Origin of the sequence: Acinetobacter sp. UBA6571 (assembly GCF_002434085.1) — a bacterium.
In the GTDB taxonomy this organism is placed as follows: domain Bacteria; phylum Pseudomonadota; class Gammaproteobacteria; order Pseudomonadales; family Moraxellaceae; genus Acinetobacter; species Acinetobacter radioresistens.
In genome coordinates this window covers 1-17,852 of record NZ_DJJJ01000015.1, presented here as the reverse complement: position 1 = coordinate 17,852, position 17,852 = coordinate 1, and the positions used below count along the sequence as shown (strand labels likewise).

The window sequence follows — 17,852 nt, the reverse complement described above, 5'->3', positions numbered from 1 at the left end:
GAGAAAATAATCAGGTTGCAGACATGGCAACCTTGATTTTTTCCATCGCATTTTTTTCTAACTGACGGATACGTTCTGCTGAAACATTATATTCTGCTGCCAGTTCATGTAGGGTTGACTTGTCATCATCGAGCCAGCGGCGTTGCAGGATATTCCGTGAACGGTCATCTAACTGATCCATAGCATTATGTAATGCCGAGTTGCTCTGTTCTTCCCAGTCCTCGTCTTCTACCAGACGGGCAGGATCATAGCGGCTGTCTTCCAGATAAAGTACCGGCGCCACATGACTAGATGAATCATCATCGTCATCACCTTGTGCCTCAAAAGCAGCATCATAGGCAGTAAGACGGCCTTCCATTTCCAGAACCTGCTCTGGTGTTACATTTAAATCATTTGCGATTGAGCGCGCTTCTTCGAGCGTTAACTTTTTACTGGACTTTTTCAAGCTACGCAAATTAAAAAATAATTTACGCTGTGCTTTAGTGGTGGCAATTTTTACAATACGCCAGTTACGAATAACGTATTCATGTATTTCGGCTTTAATCCAGTGAACTGCAAAAGACACCAAGCGTACACCCATGCTTGGATCAAAGCGTTTGACTGCTTTCATTAGTCCCAGATTACCTTCTTGAATCAGGTCACCCTGAGGCAAGCCGTAACCTGCATAACTGCGTGCAATGTGAACAACGAAACGCAGGTGCGACATGACCAGCATTTTCGCTGCATCTAGATCCTGATCATAATAATAACGTTCAGCAAGTTCTTTTTCCTGCTCGGCTGTTAAAATGGGGATCTGGTTAACGGTGCTAATATATGCACCGAGATTGACCCCTGGCGCAGATAATGACAGGGGCATCAATTGATTGCTGCTGTCACTCATGAGTTCTCCTTGTAGGACGATAATCGTACCAATGCATTTATCTTAATCGGAAAGATTTCCATAATTAAGGAATATTGGGTAGAAAAATGTAAAGTTTTATACCTTTAACACTGTATTATCTTAAAGGAAAATAATTAAGATTCAATTAAATAGTGGTATTCTTGAGCATGATTCTGAGTCAGGGTACATTTAATCTGATGGAGCCGGCAGTAACGTACAATATCTATCTCGCTATTTGGATCGGAAGCTTTTAAAATAAAGATAAATGGCGCCTTGGTTTGCTTTAAGGCCCGTTTTAACATTAGTAGTGGCATTGGGCAGGGCTGACCCAATGCATCGATTTCTACAGGGGTTGCCCCAAAAGTTTCGTTCATAATCTGAACTCAGAAAAAATTAGCTTTCATAAAAGGTATTTTAGCAAATAAAATCAGCTGACTGAATTTGCATTAGGAATCAATAGTAAAATATTTAAAAATAGAATTCAGTTCAATTATCATACAAAAACATAAACGAACGTAAAGAAGAATTCATTAAAAAAACTATTAATTGTCATAAACCCATGCTAAGCTCGTTGCGTACTTAGGGATTACCACTACCTAAATTGTGGTGAAACTTAAATATTTATGGATGTAACCGGGAATTTGTTAATAGTTTTACAGAATGATTACAAGCTTAGAAATAATAACTATTTTTAAATCTTGTTTGCTCTGCTGTTTGCAACACCGGAAGGTCCTTTAATTGAAGCAACTGAGGATTGACTTATGACAGCTCGTGAACAAGGCGTAGTAAAGTGGTTTAACGACACTAAAGGTTTTGGTTTTATTCAGCGTAACGGTGGTGATGACGTATTTGTTCATTTCCGTGCGATTATGGGTGAAGGCCATCGCTCACTACGTGACGGTCAACGCGTTGAATTCAGCGTAGTAAAAGGTCAAAAAGGTTTTCAGGCTGAAGAAGTGCAGCCTTTAGACTAATTCATCAATTTTGATTGATGAGAGGCGCTCCAATTTTCGTATTGGGGCGTTTTTGTTTATAATGAACGCCAATTTGGGTGATTAATAGTTAGAGCACGTATATGGCATCTGGTTTTGAAACCTTGAATTTACATCCGAAACTGAAAAAAGCGATTGATGCTTTAGGGTTCAAGGAAATGACTCCTATCCAGCAGAAGGTGTTAAATTATACCTTGGCTGGACACGATGCAATTGGTCGTGCGCAAACTGGTACGGGTAAAACCGCAGCCTTCCTGATCAGTGTAATCAATGATCTGCTTAATAATCCGATTAAAGAACAGCGTTATCGTGGTGAGGCAAGAGCCCTAATCCTGGCTCCTACACGTGAACTGGCTCTGCAAATTGAAAGTGATGCTAAAGAGTTAACCAAATTCACAGATCTGCATCTGGTTACATTACTGGGTGGTGTAGATTTTGATAAGCAGAAAAAGCAGCTTGATCAGAATTTTGTCGACATTATTGTGGCAACTCCAGGACGTTTGATAGATTTTGTAGAACAAAAAGAGGTTTGGCTGGACCAGATCGAATTTTTAGTGATTGATGAAGCTGACCGTCTGCTGGATATGGGATTCATTCCTTCAGTGAAAAGGATTGTACGGTTTTCACCTCGTAAAGAACAACGTCAGACTCTAATGTTCTCGGCTACATTCAGTTATGATGTACTGAACTTGGCTCAGCAATGGTTATTCGAGCCTGTTACAGTAGAAATTGAACCTGAAAAGAAAACCAATGCCGACGTTGAACAACGTGTGTATATGGTAGCGAACCGGGACAAATATAAGCTGCTACAAGAAATTTTACGTGATGAACCAATTGAAAAGGTTATGATCTTTGCAAATCGTCGTGACCAGGTGCGCCGTCTCTATGATCATTTGAAAAAGGATGGTTACAAAGTCGTTATGCTTTCAGGTGAAATTGCTCAGGATAAACGGCTGAAAATGCTGGATCAGTTCAAAAATGGCAAGCATAACATTATGATTGCTACTGATGTGGCCGGACGCGGTATTCATGTTGATAATGTTTCACATGTTATTAATTTTACTTTACCTGAACAGTCAGATGATTATGTTCATCGTATTGGTCGTACTGGTCGTGCTGGTGCACAGGGTGTTAGTATCAGCTTTTTATCAGAAGACGATGCGTTTTATCTGCCAGCCATTGAAAAAGCAATTGGACAGAAACTGCCACTTACTCGTTTAGATGGTTATTGTTAATTAAAGTGTTTAAATGAATTATCCCGGTCAATATGCCGGGATTTTCTATGAAGCTTATTTATGAATTAGTGCGACAGTAAAACGTTAATACAGTCTGATAATCGTCGTCGCGGGAGATATCTGTACGGTTACCGGTAATCGCACCGAGCACACCAGCAGCAGCTTGTACCATTTGGCCAGTCTGCTCATCCACCACGCCTTTGAGTACACCGTTATAACTGGTTTTCTCATCTACAACTACAGCAGTTGCTTTACTGCCACAAGTGCTGTTAGCTGCACTAATAGCATTATTTTTAGAAATAATATTGGTTTTACCAATTCCAGTCACTTCATACTGATTATTTTCCTTCTGAATTGCCAGACTGTTTTTTGGGGTGGTAGCACAGGCGGTCAGCATGAGCGAAGCTGCAAATAGGGAACCCAAACTTAGAATTTTTTTCATCATACACCCTAAAACTATTATTAAAAGATTGGAACTATTTGAGCATATTTACTCTGAATCATATTGAATGGGTTGTATGGAAATTGAAGTTTTATAGATATTATTTGTGAAAGCTGTTAAAAGCGCTACTGGCAGATTGTCTGTAACTCAATAAAATGAAAAGATTGTGCTAATCTAGTTTGATCTTGAATCTTATATTTAAAAATTAATGGCAGACAATACTGTAGAGCTGATTCATCACAATATTCATCAGCGGCAATCAATTGGACATCTGGTTGAACCTGCTCCAAATGCAGAACAGCTTGAACTCGCCTTTCAGGCAGCATTAACAGCACCAGACCATCACCGCTTAAAACCGACTCATTTTGTGGTTATTGCATCTGAGCAGCGCGAAACATTTGGTGAACTATTATCACAGGCAGTGGCTGATATGGGTACAATGGAAGCAGCACAGATTGAACGGGTAAAGAATCATCCTTTGCGTGCTCCGTTACTGGTCTTGGCGTTAACCCGTTTTCAAGATCACCCAAAAGTTCCTTATTTTGAACAAACATTAAGTTCAGGAGCAGCTATCCAGAACTTTTTGCTTTCCCTGCAAGCGCAAGGGTTTTCAACAATGTGGCGTTCAGGTGCTGTGGTAGAGTCCAGCTTGCTAAAAAAAGCTTTGAATTTGCGTGAACATGATTTAATTTCAGGCATTATCTATATTGGTACAGCAGCTAAAGCAATTGCACCGCGTACAGAGATAGATACACAGAATTTTGTAAGTTACTGGTCTGAATGATTTTGTTTCCATAGTATGGAACATGAAGGATAAAAATAATGTCAGAGTTGAAGTTTAGCGATCTGGTTGAACCTGTTGAAATTGACCGTAAAACTGCATTAAGAATCACTGTACTGGGTGGTGGAAGTTTTGGTACAGCTATGGCTAATATTTCTGTACGCAATGGTTGTGATACCAAGATCTGGATTCGCGATGAAGAAATTGCCCGGGAAATTAACCGGACACATATCAACCAGCGCTACTTGCCAGATTATCCTTTAGAGAAAGAATTGCAGGCAGTATCTGATCTTGAAGAGGCAGTACGCGACCGTGATATTATTCTGGTAGCCATTCCAAGCCATTCTTTTCGGGATGTTATACAAAAAATTAAACCTTTTATCAGTGCGCAGGCAGTGGTTTCGCTTACGAAAGGAATTGAAGCTAAAACCTTTAGCTTTATGAGTGACATTATTCGTGATGAGTTGCCAGAAGTTCCTTATGGAGTGCTTTCAGGCCCGAACCTGGCAAAAGAAATTATGGCAGGTATGCCGGCGGGTACAGTAATCGCCAGCCACTCGGAACTGGTGCGTTATGCGATGCAACAGGCTTTACATAGCGCTTTATTTCGTGTTTTTGGCAGTGATGACGTACATGGAGTAGAGCTTGGCGGTGCTTTAAAAAATATTTATGCAGTCGCGATGGGAATGGCGGCGGCCTATAATGTAGGTGAAAACACCAAAAGTATGATTATTACACGTGCCTTGGCTGAAATGAGCCGTTTTGCTGTCAAATTGGGTGCTAATCCTTTAACATTTTTAGGTTTATCTGGTGTTGGTGACCTGTTTGCTACCTGTAACAGTCCACTCAGCCGTAACTATCAAGTGGGTTTTGCTCTGGGTAAAGGCAAAACTTTAGAACAGGCTACGCAGGAATTAGGACAAACTGCGGAAGGGATCAATACTATCGTTCAGGTACGTACACGAGCACAAGAGCTTGAGGTATATATGCCGATCACTAATGCTTTGTATGAAGTTATTTTTGAAAATGCGCCGCCACTAACAATAGCCTTATCTTTGATGAAAAATGGTCATCGCAGTGATGTAGAATTTGTGTTGCCACATAATCAGGTCTAATCATCAAGACATATCATAAATGTCATGAAAAAACGTTATGATAGGTCTGAAGTAATGGGGATAGTATATGCAATTGGTTCTGATTCGACATGGTGAGGCAGCCCATCCGCTGCAAGTAACCGACAGCAAGCGACCTTTGACTGAGCGGGGTCATACACAGGCTGAGGAAACTGGAAAATATTTGAAAGATCTGATACAGCCAGAGGTTTTTGTTGTGAGTCCGTTATTACGGGCACAAGAAACCTTGGTCCATATTCAAAAGAATTTCCCTGATGTTCCGGTACTGGTCTGTGATAAAATTAAACCAGATGATCAGGCAAAAGATGCGATTGACTGGCTAGCACAACTACCTTACCAGTCGATTACTGTCGTGTGTCATATGAATGTTATTGCACATATTGCCGAGCAGCTTATTCATGAGCCATTTCATCCTTTTGCACTGGCTGAAGCGCGAATTTATGAACTTCCCGTAATTGCAAATGGCCTGGCAGTCCAACAGCAGAACTTTATTCCAGTACATTAAAATAAATTAGAAAAATGGTAGATCAGACTTAATGTTGTATTTATGGATGCCAGAAGCCAATGGAGTTTGGCAATGGTCAAATGGGGATGCCTGGAGTGAGAGCTCGAGTCTTGAACAGCTGATTCAGGAAATTAAAATATATCAAGGTGAAGAAATAGTTGTTTTTTTCCCAAGTCGCGGGCTACAACTGCTTCAGCAGCAGATGAGTAAATCTCAATATAAGCAGCTTGGTACAGAAGGGGTACGCTATCTGCTGGAAGAGTATGTAATACAGCCGATTGATCAGCTAAAAGTACTGCACTATTTTCAGGCTGCTGAAGAACGATTAACAGTCATGGGAGTAGCACTGAATTTAGTAGAAACATTACTGCATTCACTGAATTTACTTCCTTTAAAAGTTGCTGCACTTTTGCCAGATTTCCTGGTTTTACCCCAGCCTGATCCCGGTGAAACTATACTTGCAAATATTCATCAGCGGTTACTTGCACGTGAAAATGAGTTTAGTGGCAATTCAATAGATGAGCTTGGAGTTTATCTGGAATTTATTCATCCGGAGACCCGTTTCCGTTGTAGCGGGCTGAGTCCAGATCAGCAAATAGTACTAGATGCAGTAACTACTCAAGAGCAGAGACAGTACTTTAGTTATCAGTTCGAGCCTATTAAAAAGCCTAAACAGCATCCCTTCAATATTTTGCCTAAAGCACAAAAAAGTGAACAGTTTTCTGGTTATTGGAAAGCTTGTGCAGCAGTATTTTGTGCCATTCTTATAGTACAGTTGAGTTATGATGTATTACGCTGGTCAAAATTAAAAAAACTGGCTGATCAGACTGCGATACAGGCAATTGACCAGTATCAAGACTGGTTTGGACCCAATAGCCGTATTACTGAAGAAAATATACAAAGTCAGTTTGAAAGCCAATTGCGTATGAGCCGTAGTGCAAATACTGAGGCACTGCAAATTTTGAGCCGGGTTGGCCCAATCTTGGCCCAGCAGCAGATTCTGGCAGAGCGGGTAGGATATGAGTCATCAATATTAAGTCTTGATTTGAAAGCCAGTTCATCTGAACAGTTGCAGGCACTTACCCAGCAGTTAAACCAGCAAGGTTTTAAAGCTGAACTTGGTAATGTACAAACCCAGGGGGCGGGAGTAATCGGTTTGGTGAAAGTACAATAATGAAAATATTTGAGAAAATAGACCATTCATGGAAAAACCTAGCTGAGCGTATAGAAGACTATCTGGACGGACTTTCTCTGCGCGAAAGAATCATGGTAATTTTTACCACAGTCTTTGTGCTGGTCACAGCCGTTGGATGGTCACTCTGGACCATGCATAAAGCTGCGGATGACCAGCAAAAACGTTTAAATGACCTCAAGGATCTTATGGTCCGGATGCAGACCAATGCAGTAACCATGAAACCAGCGGGAGAGTCGCAGCTGACGCCGGTAGAGAAGGTGCAGCGTATTTCTCAACAGCAGGGGTTATCAGCCAGTATCCAGGCCACCGGAAAGCAGCTTCAGATTTCAGTGCAGCATGATAATTATGCTGTATTAGCCAACTTCCTAACCCAAATGGCACAGATGGGTTTAAATATTGAAAAAATGGAGCTTATAAATCAAAACCAGCAAATCAGGCTCATTGTGACCGTGCAATAAGCTGTAAAAATAAACATAGTTCAGGCATAGCCTTTTATGTAACCTGTGCCTATAATATGGCAACTTGTAAAGCGGTAGATTTTTGCTGATATGTTCTATTCTCTGGCCCGCCCCATGTTGTTTTCGCTAGCACCAGAGCGTGCACATGAACTGACCTTATCATTGCTAAAATCAGCCCATAAGTTTGGAATTGGACATCAGACAGTTGCCCATAAGCCTGTGACCTGTATGGGAATCGAATTTCCCAACCCGGTCGGACTAGCAGCAGGTTTGGATAAAAATGGCGCTTATATTGATGCTTTAGCTGCATTGGGTTTCGGTTTTATTGAAATCGGAACAGTTACTCCACGTCCCCAAACCGGTAATGCTCAGCCACGTTTATTTAGGATTCCTGAGGCAAAGGCCATCATTAACCGTATGGGTTTTAATAATGATGGTGTTGATCGGCTGGTTGAGAATGTAAAAGCAGCGAAATATAAAGGCATTCTGGGAATTAACATCGGTAAAAACGCTGATACCCCTGTAGAAAATGCAGTTTCGGACTATCTGACCTGTCTTGAAAAAGTATATAATTATGCTTCTTATGTGACAGTAAATATTTCTTCCCCAAATACCAAAAATTTACGCGATCTGCAAAGTGGTCATGCTTTGACCGAGTTGCTTAAAACATTGAAAAACCGACAGCTTGAGCTCGCAGAGCAATATCAGCATTATGTGCCTCTAGTTTTAAAAGTTGCGCCGGATCTGAGCCAGCAGGATATTGAATTTATTGCTTCCCAGCTGGTTATCTTCAAAATTGATGGGCTGATTGTGACCAACACTACTTTATCCCGTGAAGGAGTAGAGGGTTTGGCCTGTGCAGATGAGAGCGGTGGATTGTCTGGTGCACCAGTATTTGAGAAAAGTAACCAGTGTTTGCAGGAATTTGCGAAAAGACTAAAAGGTCAGGTCGCTCTGGTGGGTGTGGGTGGGATTGTGTCTGGAAACCAGGCTGCTGTAAAACAACAGTATGGTGCCCAGCTTGTACAGATTTACAGTGGTCTTATCTATACTGGACCAAATTTGATCAAAGACTGTGTTGATGCCATGAATTAATTTATGAATACCATCGATATAGTTATCCTGATTATCCTGCTCATTGGAGGGCTCAACGGTTTGCGACAAGGATTTGTAAAGGCCTTTGCGAACTTGGTAGGATGGGTATTTGCACTGATTATTGGTGCAAAATATGCCAATATTCTCGCGCCTTCTATGGTGGTACTCAGTCATGATCCGGTGGTCCAGAAAATTGCCGCCTTTGCATTTATTGCCCTGATCATTGTTGTGCTGACTTGGATTGTCACTGCATTTCTGAATGGTATTCTGAAAACTTTTAAATTAGGTCCATTAAACCGTTTGGCTGGTGGAGCTTTTGGTTCGCTTAAAGGCCTGCTGGTAGTCTTGATTACTATGCAAGGCTTGGGCCCTTGGGTGGAAAGTTCTCCTCACTGGAAGCAGTCCAGACTGATACAAGCTTTATTACCTTATGCGCCTATGGCAACTGAAATTTCTAAAAATGTGGCGAATCATGCATTAGATGAAATGAAGTCTGAACAACAGCCTGCATCTTCTCCTTCTCGGCGTGAGTCCAATGATACAGCTGCCAGTGAGCGTTCAAACCATTCAACAAATAATCCTTTTTATTAATCCTAGCCTGTCTGCGAGGTTGTTATGTGTGGAGTAGTTGGTATAGCCGGTAAAGCGCCAGTTAACCAAATGTTGTTTGATGCTTTGACGATGTTGCAACATCGTGGACAAGATGCAGCTGGGATTGTAACCTGCCATGAAGGACGTCTTTTCTTGAGAAAAGATAATGGTATGGTACGCGATGTATTCCATACGCGTCATATGCGCGCCTTGCTGGGTAATTACGGCATCGGACATGTACGTTATCCTACTGCGGGTTCATCAAGTAGTGCCGAAGCCCAGCCATTTTATGTAAATTCACCTTATGGGATTACCTTGGCACATAACGGTAATCTGGTAAATGCAAAAGACATTCATGAAGACCTGTTCAAAACTGACTTGCGTCATATGAACACTGATTCGGATTCAGAAGTGCTGCTTAATGTATTTGCCCATGAGTTACAGAAGAGTGGCAAGTTAGAGCCATGTGCAGAAGATATTTTCCATGCTGTAAGCCGTGTGCATGACCGCTGTAAGGGAGCTTACGGTGTAGTAGCCATGATTACCGGACATGGTGTAGTCGGGTTTCGCGATCCTAACGGGATTCGCCCTTTAATTTATGGATCACGTGAAACAGAAGAAGGTACTGAATATATTATTGCTTCAGAATCTGTGGCAATTACTGCGCTGGGTTTTAAAATCGAGCGTGATGTAGCACCAGGTGAGGCCATCTTTATTGATTCACAAGGTCAGCTATTTACCCAGCAATGTGCCAAGAACCCTTCTTATCGCCCATGTATCTTTGAATATGTTTATTTCGCACGTCCTGATGCCATTATTGATGGTATTTCGGTGTATAAATCCCGTTTACGCATGGGAGAAACACTTGCAGCAAAAATTTTGCGTGAGTGGGGCGAAAATCATGATATTGACGTGGTGATTCCTATTCCAGATACCAGCCGTACATCTGCATTGGAGTTGGCTAATATTCTCGGGGTGAAATTCCGCGAAGGTTTTATGAAGAACCGCTATATCGGACGAACCTTCATCATGCCGGGGCAGCAGCAGCGTAAGAAATCTGTACGCCAAAAATTAAACCCGGTTGAGTTGGAGTTCAAAGGCAAAAATGTCTTGCTGGTAGATGACTCAATTGTTCGCGGTACTACCTGTAACGAAATCATTCAGATGGCGCGTGATTCTGGAGCCAAACAGGTCTTTTTTGCTTCGGCTGCACCAGAAGTCATGTATCCGAATGTTTACGGGATTGACATGCCGGCCAAATTTGAACTGATTGCGTCAGGCCGGAGTGTTGAGGAAGTGCGTGAAATTATTGGTGCTGACCGGTTGATTTTTCAGGATCTGGAAGATTTGAAAGATGCTGTTCGTACCAAGAAAGTTCCTCATCTGACCGAGTTTGACTGTTCTGTATTTGATGGTATATATGTGACAGGCAATATTGATGAAATTTATCTGGAAGATCTGGAAAAATTGAGAAACGATATGGCCAAAAAGGGTAAAGACCCGTATATCGATGTCAATATTGATGCCGCTTCTGTTGATTTGACCGGAATCAGGGAAGAGTAAGCGCAAACACGTTAAAAAGCGGGTCTTGCCCGCTTTTTTACTTTAAGATAGGCAAAACAATGTAATTAGGAAATTTTACATTGAAAGACGTCAGCCATTATTTAATTACTAATAAAAATATGATGTGGTCCATGAGCATTTGTCTGCTTGCGATCATCTTAAGTATATTTATTCTCAATAGCCTGTTGGGTCTAATAGTTCATTTTTTTGATCCTGAACAAGCTGTCATGTGGCATGTATTCAGCCCTTATCTGATCTTATTGTTATTACTGGTAATGGGTGGTTCGGTTGCCTATGAACGCTATGTATTTCGTTCTGGGGGGCATACGCTTGCTAAACAGCTAAAAGCTCGGCGTCTTAATCTGATTGAAAGCACACCTGAGGAAAGTGTAGCCATTCATTTAAATGAACATTTGGCACAAAAGTTCATGATCAATCCTCCAACTTTATATGTGCTGCCGGATGAGATCGGTGTAAATGCTTTAACCGCTGGCTTCCATCCCCAAGATATTGTAATTGTGTTGACATGGGGAGCATTGCAAAACCTCGATGAGCTAGAACTTTATGGGTTACTCAGTCATGAGTTTAACCAGATACTTTCTGGCGAAACAGCTGAAAATACCCGGCTTAAGATCGTTTATAGTAGCCTGACTACTTTTAGCCAATGGGGGAGTAAAATTGCCAAATTGGGGTTTCGAAAAACTACTATTAATAAACGTCACCAATTTGAAACAACGTTTGTCGCAATAGGAGGTATTATCTGGCTGGTTGGCAGTTTGGGCGTGTTGGTGACTCGTCTGATCAAATATCTGACTTTAGGTGGACGTACCTTCCGGAATGATTTTAAAACCAAGCGTCTCATTCAAAACGATGCCAATATTCAGACTTTACTCCGAATTTATGTGCATCATGCAGGTTCACAGATTCATAGTGAATATTCAGAATCAATTGCCCATATGTGTTTTGCCAACTCATTGAGTCCGCAGAGCTGGATGAATATTCATCCCAATATTGAAGAAAGAATTTATGAACTAAATCCTGCCTTACTACAAGACTTGCAGCTTGAAAACCTGAAAAAGCTGCGTAGCCAACCATTTTTTAGCCTGTTTCGTTCTCTAGAAGAAATTAATGGAGAAGTCTACAATCCTTGGACTTCTCCACAACCGCTACCTTTATTACGTTTGTCTCCTATCAGCTTTGCTATTAATGATGCAATCAAACCTCTCAAGCCTGAAATACGTCGTGGCATGAAGCGCCCCGAGCTGATCCAGCGTGCTATGTTGACTGCTACTGGGTCAAGAGAAGTTATGGTTGCGATCTTGATGATTCGTCAATATCGGGAATTTATTCCTAAAGAAGCTGAAGTTAGCCGTGCAATTGTGGATGCATTGCTGAATCTGGACGGTCGTGTACATATCCAGATTTTTTTAGAGGCCTGTAAAAATATTGGTCATATGCCCGCATCTATTGCCCGTCAATTTCTAACCCGACTGGCAAAAATTATTCAAGAAGATGGCGAAATTGGACTACTCGATGCTTTATTGCTCGAAAAAGTTAAATATGAGCTAAATCTGATGCCTTTGCACATGCCTGTATCTTTAGAAGACGCTAAACCGCAGATTGTACGGCTGGTCGACGCACTATTGCATGTACAGCAGATTAATAGTCCAAACCAGCTAGATGTGCGATATAGAATTTTACAGCAGGTTCTTACTCTGGATGAGCTGTCTTTATATGAAGAAATTTCTGATGAGCCGCTCGATTTGGCAGAGATTTTAAATGATATTGCGGGGCTATTACTGCGTGACCGGTTAAGTATGCTGGGAATTGCCGAGCTTTGCCTGTGGCATGACCGGATTATTACCCAAGATGAGCTCGATGTACTAGAGTTGCTCTACTGGCGATTGGGTTTTGAAACCAGAGAAATTATTGACCAGATGCAAAAGAAGAATAGTGTCATGATTATTTGAAACTGGTGACGATTTTATTAAATCAGAATATGCACCATGATGAATGAATAAAATATCTGAACCGGCCAGAAACTACAGCAAAGCATATAAAAGCCCGTTAGAATAGCTTTCAGGAAAATTAGGGTAGTAACATGATTGGGCATGAGCGGAAAATACTGGCAACTTTAGGAATTGATGTCTGGATTCCTCGAGGTACTGTATCAGCACGCCTTGGCAATACACCAATCTGGCGTGATCAGACAGCACGGGTTGAGCCGTTACATTTTCATGATCATGTAAAAGATGTTAAGCCTGATTCTGCTACAGAAAACCTGCAAAAAAAAATCACGGATATTGTTGAGCAGGTAGCTGTTGATAAACTACCACCCCAAGCTGAAAAAGAGCACCTGTCAGCAGCTTCCAAGGATGCAAATGCTGTAGAGGCTGTCAATCCTATAGTAGAAGTTGAAGCTTTTAGTGTGCAGGCTTATAGTTTGGCGCACTGTACAATTTTAATAAATGCTACCCGTCTAACTGAGCCGCAGCAACAGCTATGGTTAAATATTCAGCGTAGCTTGTCAGGACAGTATAGTTTGCTGGAATGGCCTTTCCCATTGCCCAATTTTCAGGATAATCGTGGTGTAGGTTGCTATGTACAAGGTTTTATTGATGCTATTGCCTATGAAAAATCAGTGTTAAGCCTAGGTGATATTCCATATCTGAATCATTCAAAAGTTATCCGTTTAGCCAGTTTGCAGGAAATGCTGGATAAACCGTTACTGAAGAAACGCCTGTGGCAATTTATGTATAAAAAGATGGAATAGCAGAGAAATAGGAATACAAAAATGGATAAAAAGCGCGTAGTCGTATTTAGCCAGATTGATCAGGCCATTCTTGAGCGTTTGCAACAGCAATATGAAGTTCAGGTATTAAATCCTAAATCAGGTGATATTAATGAGCAAATCCGTCAGGCAGTAACAAATGCTGATGGCATGATTGGTTCGGGACGAGTGCTGAATAAATCTAACCTGGCGAGTGCACAGCAGCTTAAGGTTATTTCAACTGTAAGTGTTGGTTATGATAATTATGATGTGGATTATCTAAACCAGAAAAAAATCTGGCTTTCAAATACTCCGCATGTCTTAACAGAGACTACTGCTGATTTGGCTTTTAGTTTATTGATGAGTGCAGCACGCAGAGTACCTTATCTGGACCAATGGACCAAGCAGGGTCAGTGGAAACGTACGGCGGGTACTGAGCAGTTTGGTCAAGATATTTTTGGCAAAACTTTAGGTATTATTGGTTTGGGGAATATTGGTGCGGCAGTCGCACGTCGTGGACATTATGGTTTTAATATGGATATTCTGTATCATAACCGCCGTGAGCAACCTGAACTTGCCCAGCCTCTTGCAGCAAAATATTGTTCAATGAGTGAACTGCTTCAGCACTCTGATTTTATAGTCATGGCAGTCGACTTAAATCATGAATCTAAAGCTCTCATCGGCCAGGCAGAATTTGATCAGATGCAATCCCATGCTGTATTCGTCAATATTGCACGTGGTTCAGTTATAGATGAAGCAGCACTGATCAATACTCTAAAACAGAACAAGATTTTTGCTGCCGGTCTGGATGTTTATAGCAAAGAACCTTTACAAGAATCTGAACTTTTTAACCTGTCGAATGTTGTTACTCTGCCTCATGTGGGTTCTGCAACTGGAGAAACCCGTAAAAAAATGGCCGAGCTGGCTTATCAGAACTTGGTACAGGCTCTAGAAGGCCAAATTCCACGGTATCTGGTTAACCCTGGCTTTAACTAAAGCTTCATAACACTTCACTGCATTTTTCTTCAATATTGAGTGTTATATTAGCTAAAGATGAATTCAGCTATGGAATCAAGATTGAAAAAGTTTTTGCTTGCAGCAGGACTGAGCAGTCTGACCACTTTCAGTCCAGCACTTACTTTTGACGCTCCTTCTTCATTTGGTCAGGTAGAAGTACCTGATATTGGTGGAGGAGTAGGGTTAATTGATCAGCAGCAAGAACGCTTCATTGGTGAAAAAGTTTATCGTGAAGTTCATAAACAAATGCCGGTCATGCAAAACCCCTGGCTTGAAGACCAGTTATATTCTATTTTCACCCGTATTTTAAGTCAGACTCAAGCAGGGCAGCCAATTGGACTAGTACTAATTAAAGATTCTCAAATTAATGCTTTCGCTGTGCCGGGCGGGCTGTTTGCAATTAATACGGGGATGGTAACTTCCGCCCGTAATATTGATGAGGTGGCAGGGGTGATGGCGCATGAGATTGCGCATGTTACCCAGCGCCATTACAGCCGTTCTAAAGAGGCATTTAAAGGCCAAGGGCTGCTTGCACTGGCTGGTGTTTTGGTGGGAGCAGCCATTGCTTCACAGGCTGATGGAGAAGCAGGCACAGCAGTTATGCTCGGTACTCAAGCTGCCTTAATGGATAAACAGCTAACCTACAGCCGCAACCAGGAACGTGAAGCAGACCGTATAGGCATGCAATATATGTACTCGGCTGGCTACAATCCACAAGGCATGGCAGATTTTTTTGAGCTGATGAACCGTTCTACTAGCCGTGTCAGTTTTATGCCAGACTTTTGGCTCACTCATCCCTTAACCTCACAGCGCATGAGCGAAGCAAGACTACGGGCTAACCAGTTGCCTAAAGTAAAAAGTAGTTTATCTGACCCTGATTTTGAAATTGTTAAGCTTTATACTGCGGTGGTCGCTCATCAGGCAACTGAAAATCAGCTGTCTATTTTGGCAAAACAGGGCAGCTTTGCAGGCCAGTTGGCGTTAGCTGCATTTTATGAACAGCAGGGCGATTATGGTCAGGCACAAACAGCATTAAATCAGGCAAAAATGGCAAACCGTCCACATCCGCTGATTTCTCTTATACAGATTGATATTTATCTTGGACAAAACAAGATAGATCTGGCTTTAAATACAATTAGCCCGTTACAGCGCATCATGCCAGAAAATCGGTCATTAGCTTATAAACTGGCTGAAGTACTAATCCGGCAACAGCAGCCAAAACAAGTAATTAAACTGGTACAGCGCTTTACTAATAATAATCCAAGAGATGTATATGGATGGCATTTAATGCAACAGGCAGCTGCACTTGAGCCGGCTTCAGCCTTAAAAGCTGTGAATGTATTACGTTATCGTGCTGAGGTGGAATACTGGAGTGGAGAAGAAGAAGCGGCAATTAAGTCGATGTTGCATGCACAGCGACTGGCAAAAAATAATAATGCGATGTCTGCCAGAATTGATGCGCGATTAAATCAGATGCAACAGGAGCGCCAATTAAAAATCTAAATGATAGAAACCAGGGTGTTAAGAAAGCTTGGCCTTGATTTTGCCTGAAACAGCAGAAGGGTCGGCACGTCCGGCTATGATCGGACGTAGAGAATTCATCACCTTACCCATATCTTTCATGCTAGTCGCTCCTTGAGCAGCAATTGTTTGCTCAATGAGAGAATCAAGTTCTTCCTCAGTCATAGCTGCTGGTAGAAATTGGGAAATAATCTCAATCTCGGCTTGTTCTTTACTAGCTAAATCTTCGCGGCCAGCGCCCTGATAGGCTTTTACTGACTCTTTACGTTGCTTGATCTGTTTCTCAATGACCGCAAGAACCTGAGAATCATCAAGCTCTTTGCGTTCATCAATTTCGATTTGCTTGATGGCTGCCTGCAGACCACGAAAAACAGTCACTGTTGCCATAGCTTTGGCACGCATTGCAGTTTTCAATGCATCAGTAATCTGTTCTTTTAAAGTAGTCATAATATTTTCCAGGCAGTAATCAGTCACAAATTAATTAGTAAAGGCGAGTAGTACGTACAGATTCACGAGCCAGTTTTTTCTGGTAACGCTTAACTGCAGCAGCTTTTTTACGCTTACGTTCTTGAGTTGGTTTTTCGTAGAATTCACGCTTACGAACGTCAGCAAGAACACCTGCTTTTTCGCATGAACGTTTGAAACGACGGATAGCTACGTCTACTGGTTCGCCTTCTTTCAACTTAACTTGTGGCATGAAGAATCCTCTAAGTTTATGGATAAGTACACAGGCAGGATTGCCCGCATACACAAGTGAAGGCCATTATTTTACTCATTTACTTCTCATACCACAAGTCTATAATAGTTTCTGCATTATTTTTTCGCATTGGATAAAGGCAGTTTAATGATTGTTTTAGGCTTGGAAACTTCTTGTGATGAAACCGGATTGGCTCTTTATGACAGCGAGCAGGGTTTGCGTGGGCAAGTACTTTATAGCCAGATCAAGCTGCATGCAGAGTATGGTGGAGTAGTGCCGGAGCTGGCTTCACGGGATCATGTACGCAAGCTGATTCCGCTTTTAGATGAGCTGCTGATACAAAGCGGTGTTAAAAAGACTGAAATTGATGCAGTTGCCTATACCCGTGGGCCAGGTTTAATGGGCGCGCTAATGACCGGAGCACTTTTCGGACGTACTCTGGCATTTGCCTTGAACAAACCGGCAATTGGGGTTCATCATATGGAAGGCCATATGCTGGCGCCTTTACTTTCAGATACTCCACCTGAATTCCCATTTGTCGCGCTTCTGGTTTCAGGTGGGCATTCCCAGTTAATGGCAGCTTATGGTATCGGACAATATGAATTACTGGGTGAGTCTATTGATGATGCCGCCGGTGAGGCTTTTGATAAAGTCGCGAAAATGATGAATCTGCCGTATCCGGGAGGACCCAATATTGCCAGGCTTGCCCAGCAGGGTAATCCGACTGCATTTGATTTTCCACGTCCGATGTTACACCAGGGTCTGACCTTTTCATTTAGTGGCTTAAAAACTGCTGTTTCGGTCCAGCTTAAAAAAGTTGGAGGCCAAAATCGTGAAGCCGATATTGCTGCCAGTTTTCAAGAAGCTATTGTCGATACTTTAGTAAAAAAATCAGTCAAGGCATTAAAACAGACCGGGTTAAACCGTTTGGTAATAGCAGGTGGTGTAAGTGCAAACCAGCGTTTACGTGAAAAGCT

General features: G+C 41.8%; 20 protein-coding genes. 15 read left to right on the top strand and 5 right to left on the bottom strand.

Features of this window, described 5'->3' with window-relative positions; genetic code table 11:
* Positions 1-10: 10 nt before the first annotated feature.
* The gene (gene rpoH / locus B3X18_RS02320; protein WP_005014925.1) at positions 11-880 is read right to left on the bottom strand and encodes an RNA polymerase sigma factor RpoH; all 870 of its coding nucleotides are present in this window, start codon (positions 878-880) and stop codon (positions 11-13) included.
* 134 nt (positions 881-1,014) lie between these two features.
* On the bottom strand, positions 1,015-1,254 hold the full coding sequence (locus B3X18_RS02315; RefSeq protein ID WP_005014924.1) for a sulfurtransferase TusA family protein: 240 nt from the start codon (positions 1,252-1,254) through the stop codon (positions 1,015-1,017).
* Between the two features lie 387 nt (positions 1,255-1,641).
* Here B3X18_RS02315 and B3X18_RS02310 point away from each other — a divergent pair, with 387 nt between their 5' ends.
* Positions 1,642-1,854, top strand: a complete 213-nt coding sequence (locus B3X18_RS02310; protein WP_005014923.1) for a cold-shock protein — start codon at positions 1,642-1,644, stop codon at positions 1,852-1,854.
* Between the two features lie 101 nt (positions 1,855-1,955).
* Complete coding sequence (gene rhlB, locus B3X18_RS02305) at positions 1,956-3,107, top strand: ATP-dependent RNA helicase RhlB (RefSeq protein WP_005014921.1); 1,152 nt, start codon at positions 1,956-1,958, stop codon at positions 3,105-3,107.
* Positions 3,108-3,165: 58 nt separating this feature from the next.
* Here the strand turns inward: rhlB and B3X18_RS02300 are convergent, their stop codons facing one another.
* Complete coding sequence (locus B3X18_RS02300) at positions 3,166-3,549, bottom strand: hypothetical protein (protein WP_005014919.1); 384 nt, start codon at positions 3,547-3,549, stop codon at positions 3,166-3,168.
* 208 nt (positions 3,550-3,757) lie between these two features.
* Between B3X18_RS02300 and B3X18_RS02295 the strand changes: the two genes are divergently transcribed.
* The 12 genes from B3X18_RS02295 (at position 3,758) to B3X18_RS02240 (ending at position 16,160) form a co-directional block, all read left to right on the top strand.
* Entirely contained in the window at positions 3,758-4,333 is a 576-nt protein-coding gene (locus tag B3X18_RS02295) for a nitroreductase family protein (RefSeq protein WP_005014917.1), read from the top strand.
* 38 nt (positions 4,334-4,371) lie between these two features.
* Positions 4,372-5,445 carry an NAD(P)H-dependent glycerol-3-phosphate dehydrogenase gene (locus B3X18_RS02290; RefSeq protein WP_005014915.1) on the top strand — a complete coding sequence of 358 codons (1,074 nt, stop codon included), beginning with the start codon at positions 4,372-4,374 and terminating at the stop codon, positions 5,443-5,445.
* 67 nt (positions 5,446-5,512) lie between these two features.
* A complete protein-coding gene (locus B3X18_RS02285) occupies positions 5,513-5,968 on the top strand; it encodes a phosphoglycerate mutase family protein (protein WP_005014914.1) in 456 nt (151 codons plus the stop codon).
* 31 nt (positions 5,969-5,999) lie between these two features.
* Complete coding sequence (gspL, locus tag B3X18_RS02280) at positions 6,000-7,142, top strand: type II secretion system protein GspL (RefSeq protein WP_005014911.1); 1,143 nt, start codon at positions 6,000-6,002, stop codon at positions 7,140-7,142.
* Positions 7,142-7,621, top strand: a complete 480-nt coding sequence (gspM, locus tag B3X18_RS02275) for a type II secretion system protein GspM (protein ID WP_005014909.1) — start codon at positions 7,142-7,144, stop codon at positions 7,619-7,621. Before gspL ends, gspM begins: the two co-directional genes overlap by 1 nt.
* 90 nt (positions 7,622-7,711) lie before the next feature.
* Positions 7,712-8,716: a quinone-dependent dihydroorotate dehydrogenase gene (locus B3X18_RS02270; RefSeq protein ID WP_010700201.1), complete on the top strand. Its 1,005-nt coding sequence runs from the start codon at positions 7,712-7,714 to the stop codon at positions 8,714-8,716.
* 3 nt (positions 8,717-8,719) lie between these two features.
* Positions 8,720-9,307: a CvpA family protein gene (locus B3X18_RS02265; protein ID WP_005014905.1), complete on the top strand. Its 588-nt coding sequence runs from the start codon at positions 8,720-8,722 to the stop codon at positions 9,305-9,307.
* Between the two features lie 24 nt (positions 9,308-9,331).
* A complete protein-coding gene (gene purF / locus B3X18_RS02260; protein WP_005014903.1) occupies positions 9,332-10,870 on the top strand; it encodes an amidophosphoribosyltransferase in 1,539 nt (512 codons plus the stop codon).
* An 80-nt stretch (positions 10,871-10,950) separates the two neighbouring features.
* Positions 10,951-12,840, top strand: coding sequence for a M48 family metalloprotease (locus tag B3X18_RS02255; RefSeq protein WP_005025418.1), 1,890 nt, complete (start codon positions 10,951-10,953; stop codon positions 12,838-12,840).
* Between the two features lie 131 nt (positions 12,841-12,971).
* Positions 12,972-13,643 (top strand): hypothetical protein, encoded by a 672-nt coding sequence (locus B3X18_RS02250; RefSeq protein WP_005014895.1) that lies wholly within the window; start codon positions 12,972-12,974, stop codon positions 13,641-13,643.
* A 21-nt stretch (positions 13,644-13,664) separates the two neighbouring features.
* Positions 13,665-14,636, top strand: coding sequence for a 2-hydroxyacid dehydrogenase (locus tag B3X18_RS02245; RefSeq protein WP_005014893.1), 972 nt, complete (start codon positions 13,665-13,667; stop codon positions 14,634-14,636).
* A gap of 81 nt (positions 14,637-14,717) precedes the next feature.
* Entirely contained in the window at positions 14,718-16,160 is a 1,443-nt protein-coding gene (locus B3X18_RS02240) for a M48 family metalloprotease (protein WP_005025420.1), read from the top strand.
* 18 nt (positions 16,161-16,178) lie between these two features.
* Here B3X18_RS02240 and B3X18_RS02235 read toward each other — a convergent pair whose 3' ends face one another.
* Together B3X18_RS02235 and rpsU are read right to left on the bottom strand one after the other, a co-directional pair.
* Positions 16,179-16,625, bottom strand: a complete 447-nt coding sequence (locus B3X18_RS02235; RefSeq protein WP_005014888.1) for a GatB/YqeY domain-containing protein — start codon at positions 16,623-16,625, stop codon at positions 16,179-16,181.
* Positions 16,626-16,659: 34 nt separating this feature from the next.
* Positions 16,660-16,875 carry a 30S ribosomal protein S21 gene (gene rpsU, locus B3X18_RS02230; RefSeq protein WP_001136722.1) on the bottom strand — a complete coding sequence of 72 codons (216 nt, stop codon included), beginning with the start codon at positions 16,873-16,875 and terminating at the stop codon, positions 16,660-16,662.
* Between the two features lie 147 nt (positions 16,876-17,022).
* Between rpsU and tsaD the strand changes: the two genes are divergently transcribed.
* The coding region (gene tsaD, locus B3X18_RS02225) for a tRNA (adenosine(37)-N6)-threonylcarbamoyltransferase complex transferase subunit TsaD (protein ID WP_286935106.1) at positions 17,023-17,852 on the top strand (830 nt) is incomplete at its 3' end.

What these genes read in the sequence shown, in the direction of transcription:
- rpoH (WP_005014925.1), bottom strand. Translation starts at nt 880, where the DNA reads ATGAGTGACAGCAGCAATCAATTGATGCCCCTGTCATTATCTGCGCCA.
- B3X18_RS02315 (WP_005014924.1), bottom strand. Translation starts at nt 1,254, where the DNA reads ATGAACGAAACTTTTGGGGCAACCCCTGTAGAAATCGATGCATTGGGT.
- B3X18_RS02310 (WP_005014923.1), top strand. Translation starts at nt 1,642, where the DNA reads ATGACAGCTCGTGAACAAGGCGTAGTAAAGTGGTTTAACGACACTAAA.
- rhlB (WP_005014921.1), top strand. Translation starts at nt 1,956, where the DNA reads ATGGCATCTGGTTTTGAAACCTTGAATTTACATCCGAAACTGAAAAAA.
- B3X18_RS02300 (WP_005014919.1), bottom strand. Translation starts at nt 3,549, where the DNA reads ATGAAAAAAATTCTAAGTTTGGGTTCCCTATTTGCAGCTTCGCTCATG.
- B3X18_RS02295 (WP_005014917.1), top strand. Translation starts at nt 3,758, where the DNA reads ATGGCAGACAATACTGTAGAGCTGATTCATCACAATATTCATCAGCGG.
- B3X18_RS02290 (WP_005014915.1), top strand. Translation starts at nt 4,372, where the DNA reads ATGTCAGAGTTGAAGTTTAGCGATCTGGTTGAACCTGTTGAAATTGAC.
- B3X18_RS02285 (WP_005014914.1), top strand. Translation starts at nt 5,513, where the DNA reads ATGCAATTGGTTCTGATTCGACATGGTGAGGCAGCCCATCCGCTGCAA.
- gspL (WP_005014911.1), top strand. Translation starts at nt 6,000, where the DNA reads ATGTTGTATTTATGGATGCCAGAAGCCAATGGAGTTTGGCAATGGTCA.
- gspM (WP_005014909.1), top strand. Translation starts at nt 7,142, where the DNA reads ATGAAAATATTTGAGAAAATAGACCATTCATGGAAAAACCTAGCTGAG.
- B3X18_RS02270 (WP_010700201.1), top strand. Translation starts at nt 7,712, where the DNA reads ATGTTCTATTCTCTGGCCCGCCCCATGTTGTTTTCGCTAGCACCAGAG.
- B3X18_RS02265 (WP_005014905.1), top strand. Translation starts at nt 8,720, where the DNA reads ATGAATACCATCGATATAGTTATCCTGATTATCCTGCTCATTGGAGGG.
- purF (WP_005014903.1), top strand. Translation starts at nt 9,332, where the DNA reads ATGTGTGGAGTAGTTGGTATAGCCGGTAAAGCGCCAGTTAACCAAATG.
- B3X18_RS02250 (WP_005014895.1), top strand. Translation starts at nt 12,972, where the DNA reads ATGATTGGGCATGAGCGGAAAATACTGGCAACTTTAGGAATTGATGTC.
- B3X18_RS02245 (WP_005014893.1), top strand. Translation starts at nt 13,665, where the DNA reads ATGGATAAAAAGCGCGTAGTCGTATTTAGCCAGATTGATCAGGCCATT.
- B3X18_RS02235 (WP_005014888.1), bottom strand. Translation starts at nt 16,625, where the DNA reads ATGACTACTTTAAAAGAACAGATTACTGATGCATTGAAAACTGCAATG.
- rpsU (WP_001136722.1), bottom strand. Translation starts at nt 16,875, where the DNA reads ATGCCACAAGTTAAGTTGAAAGAAGGCGAACCAGTAGACGTAGCTATC.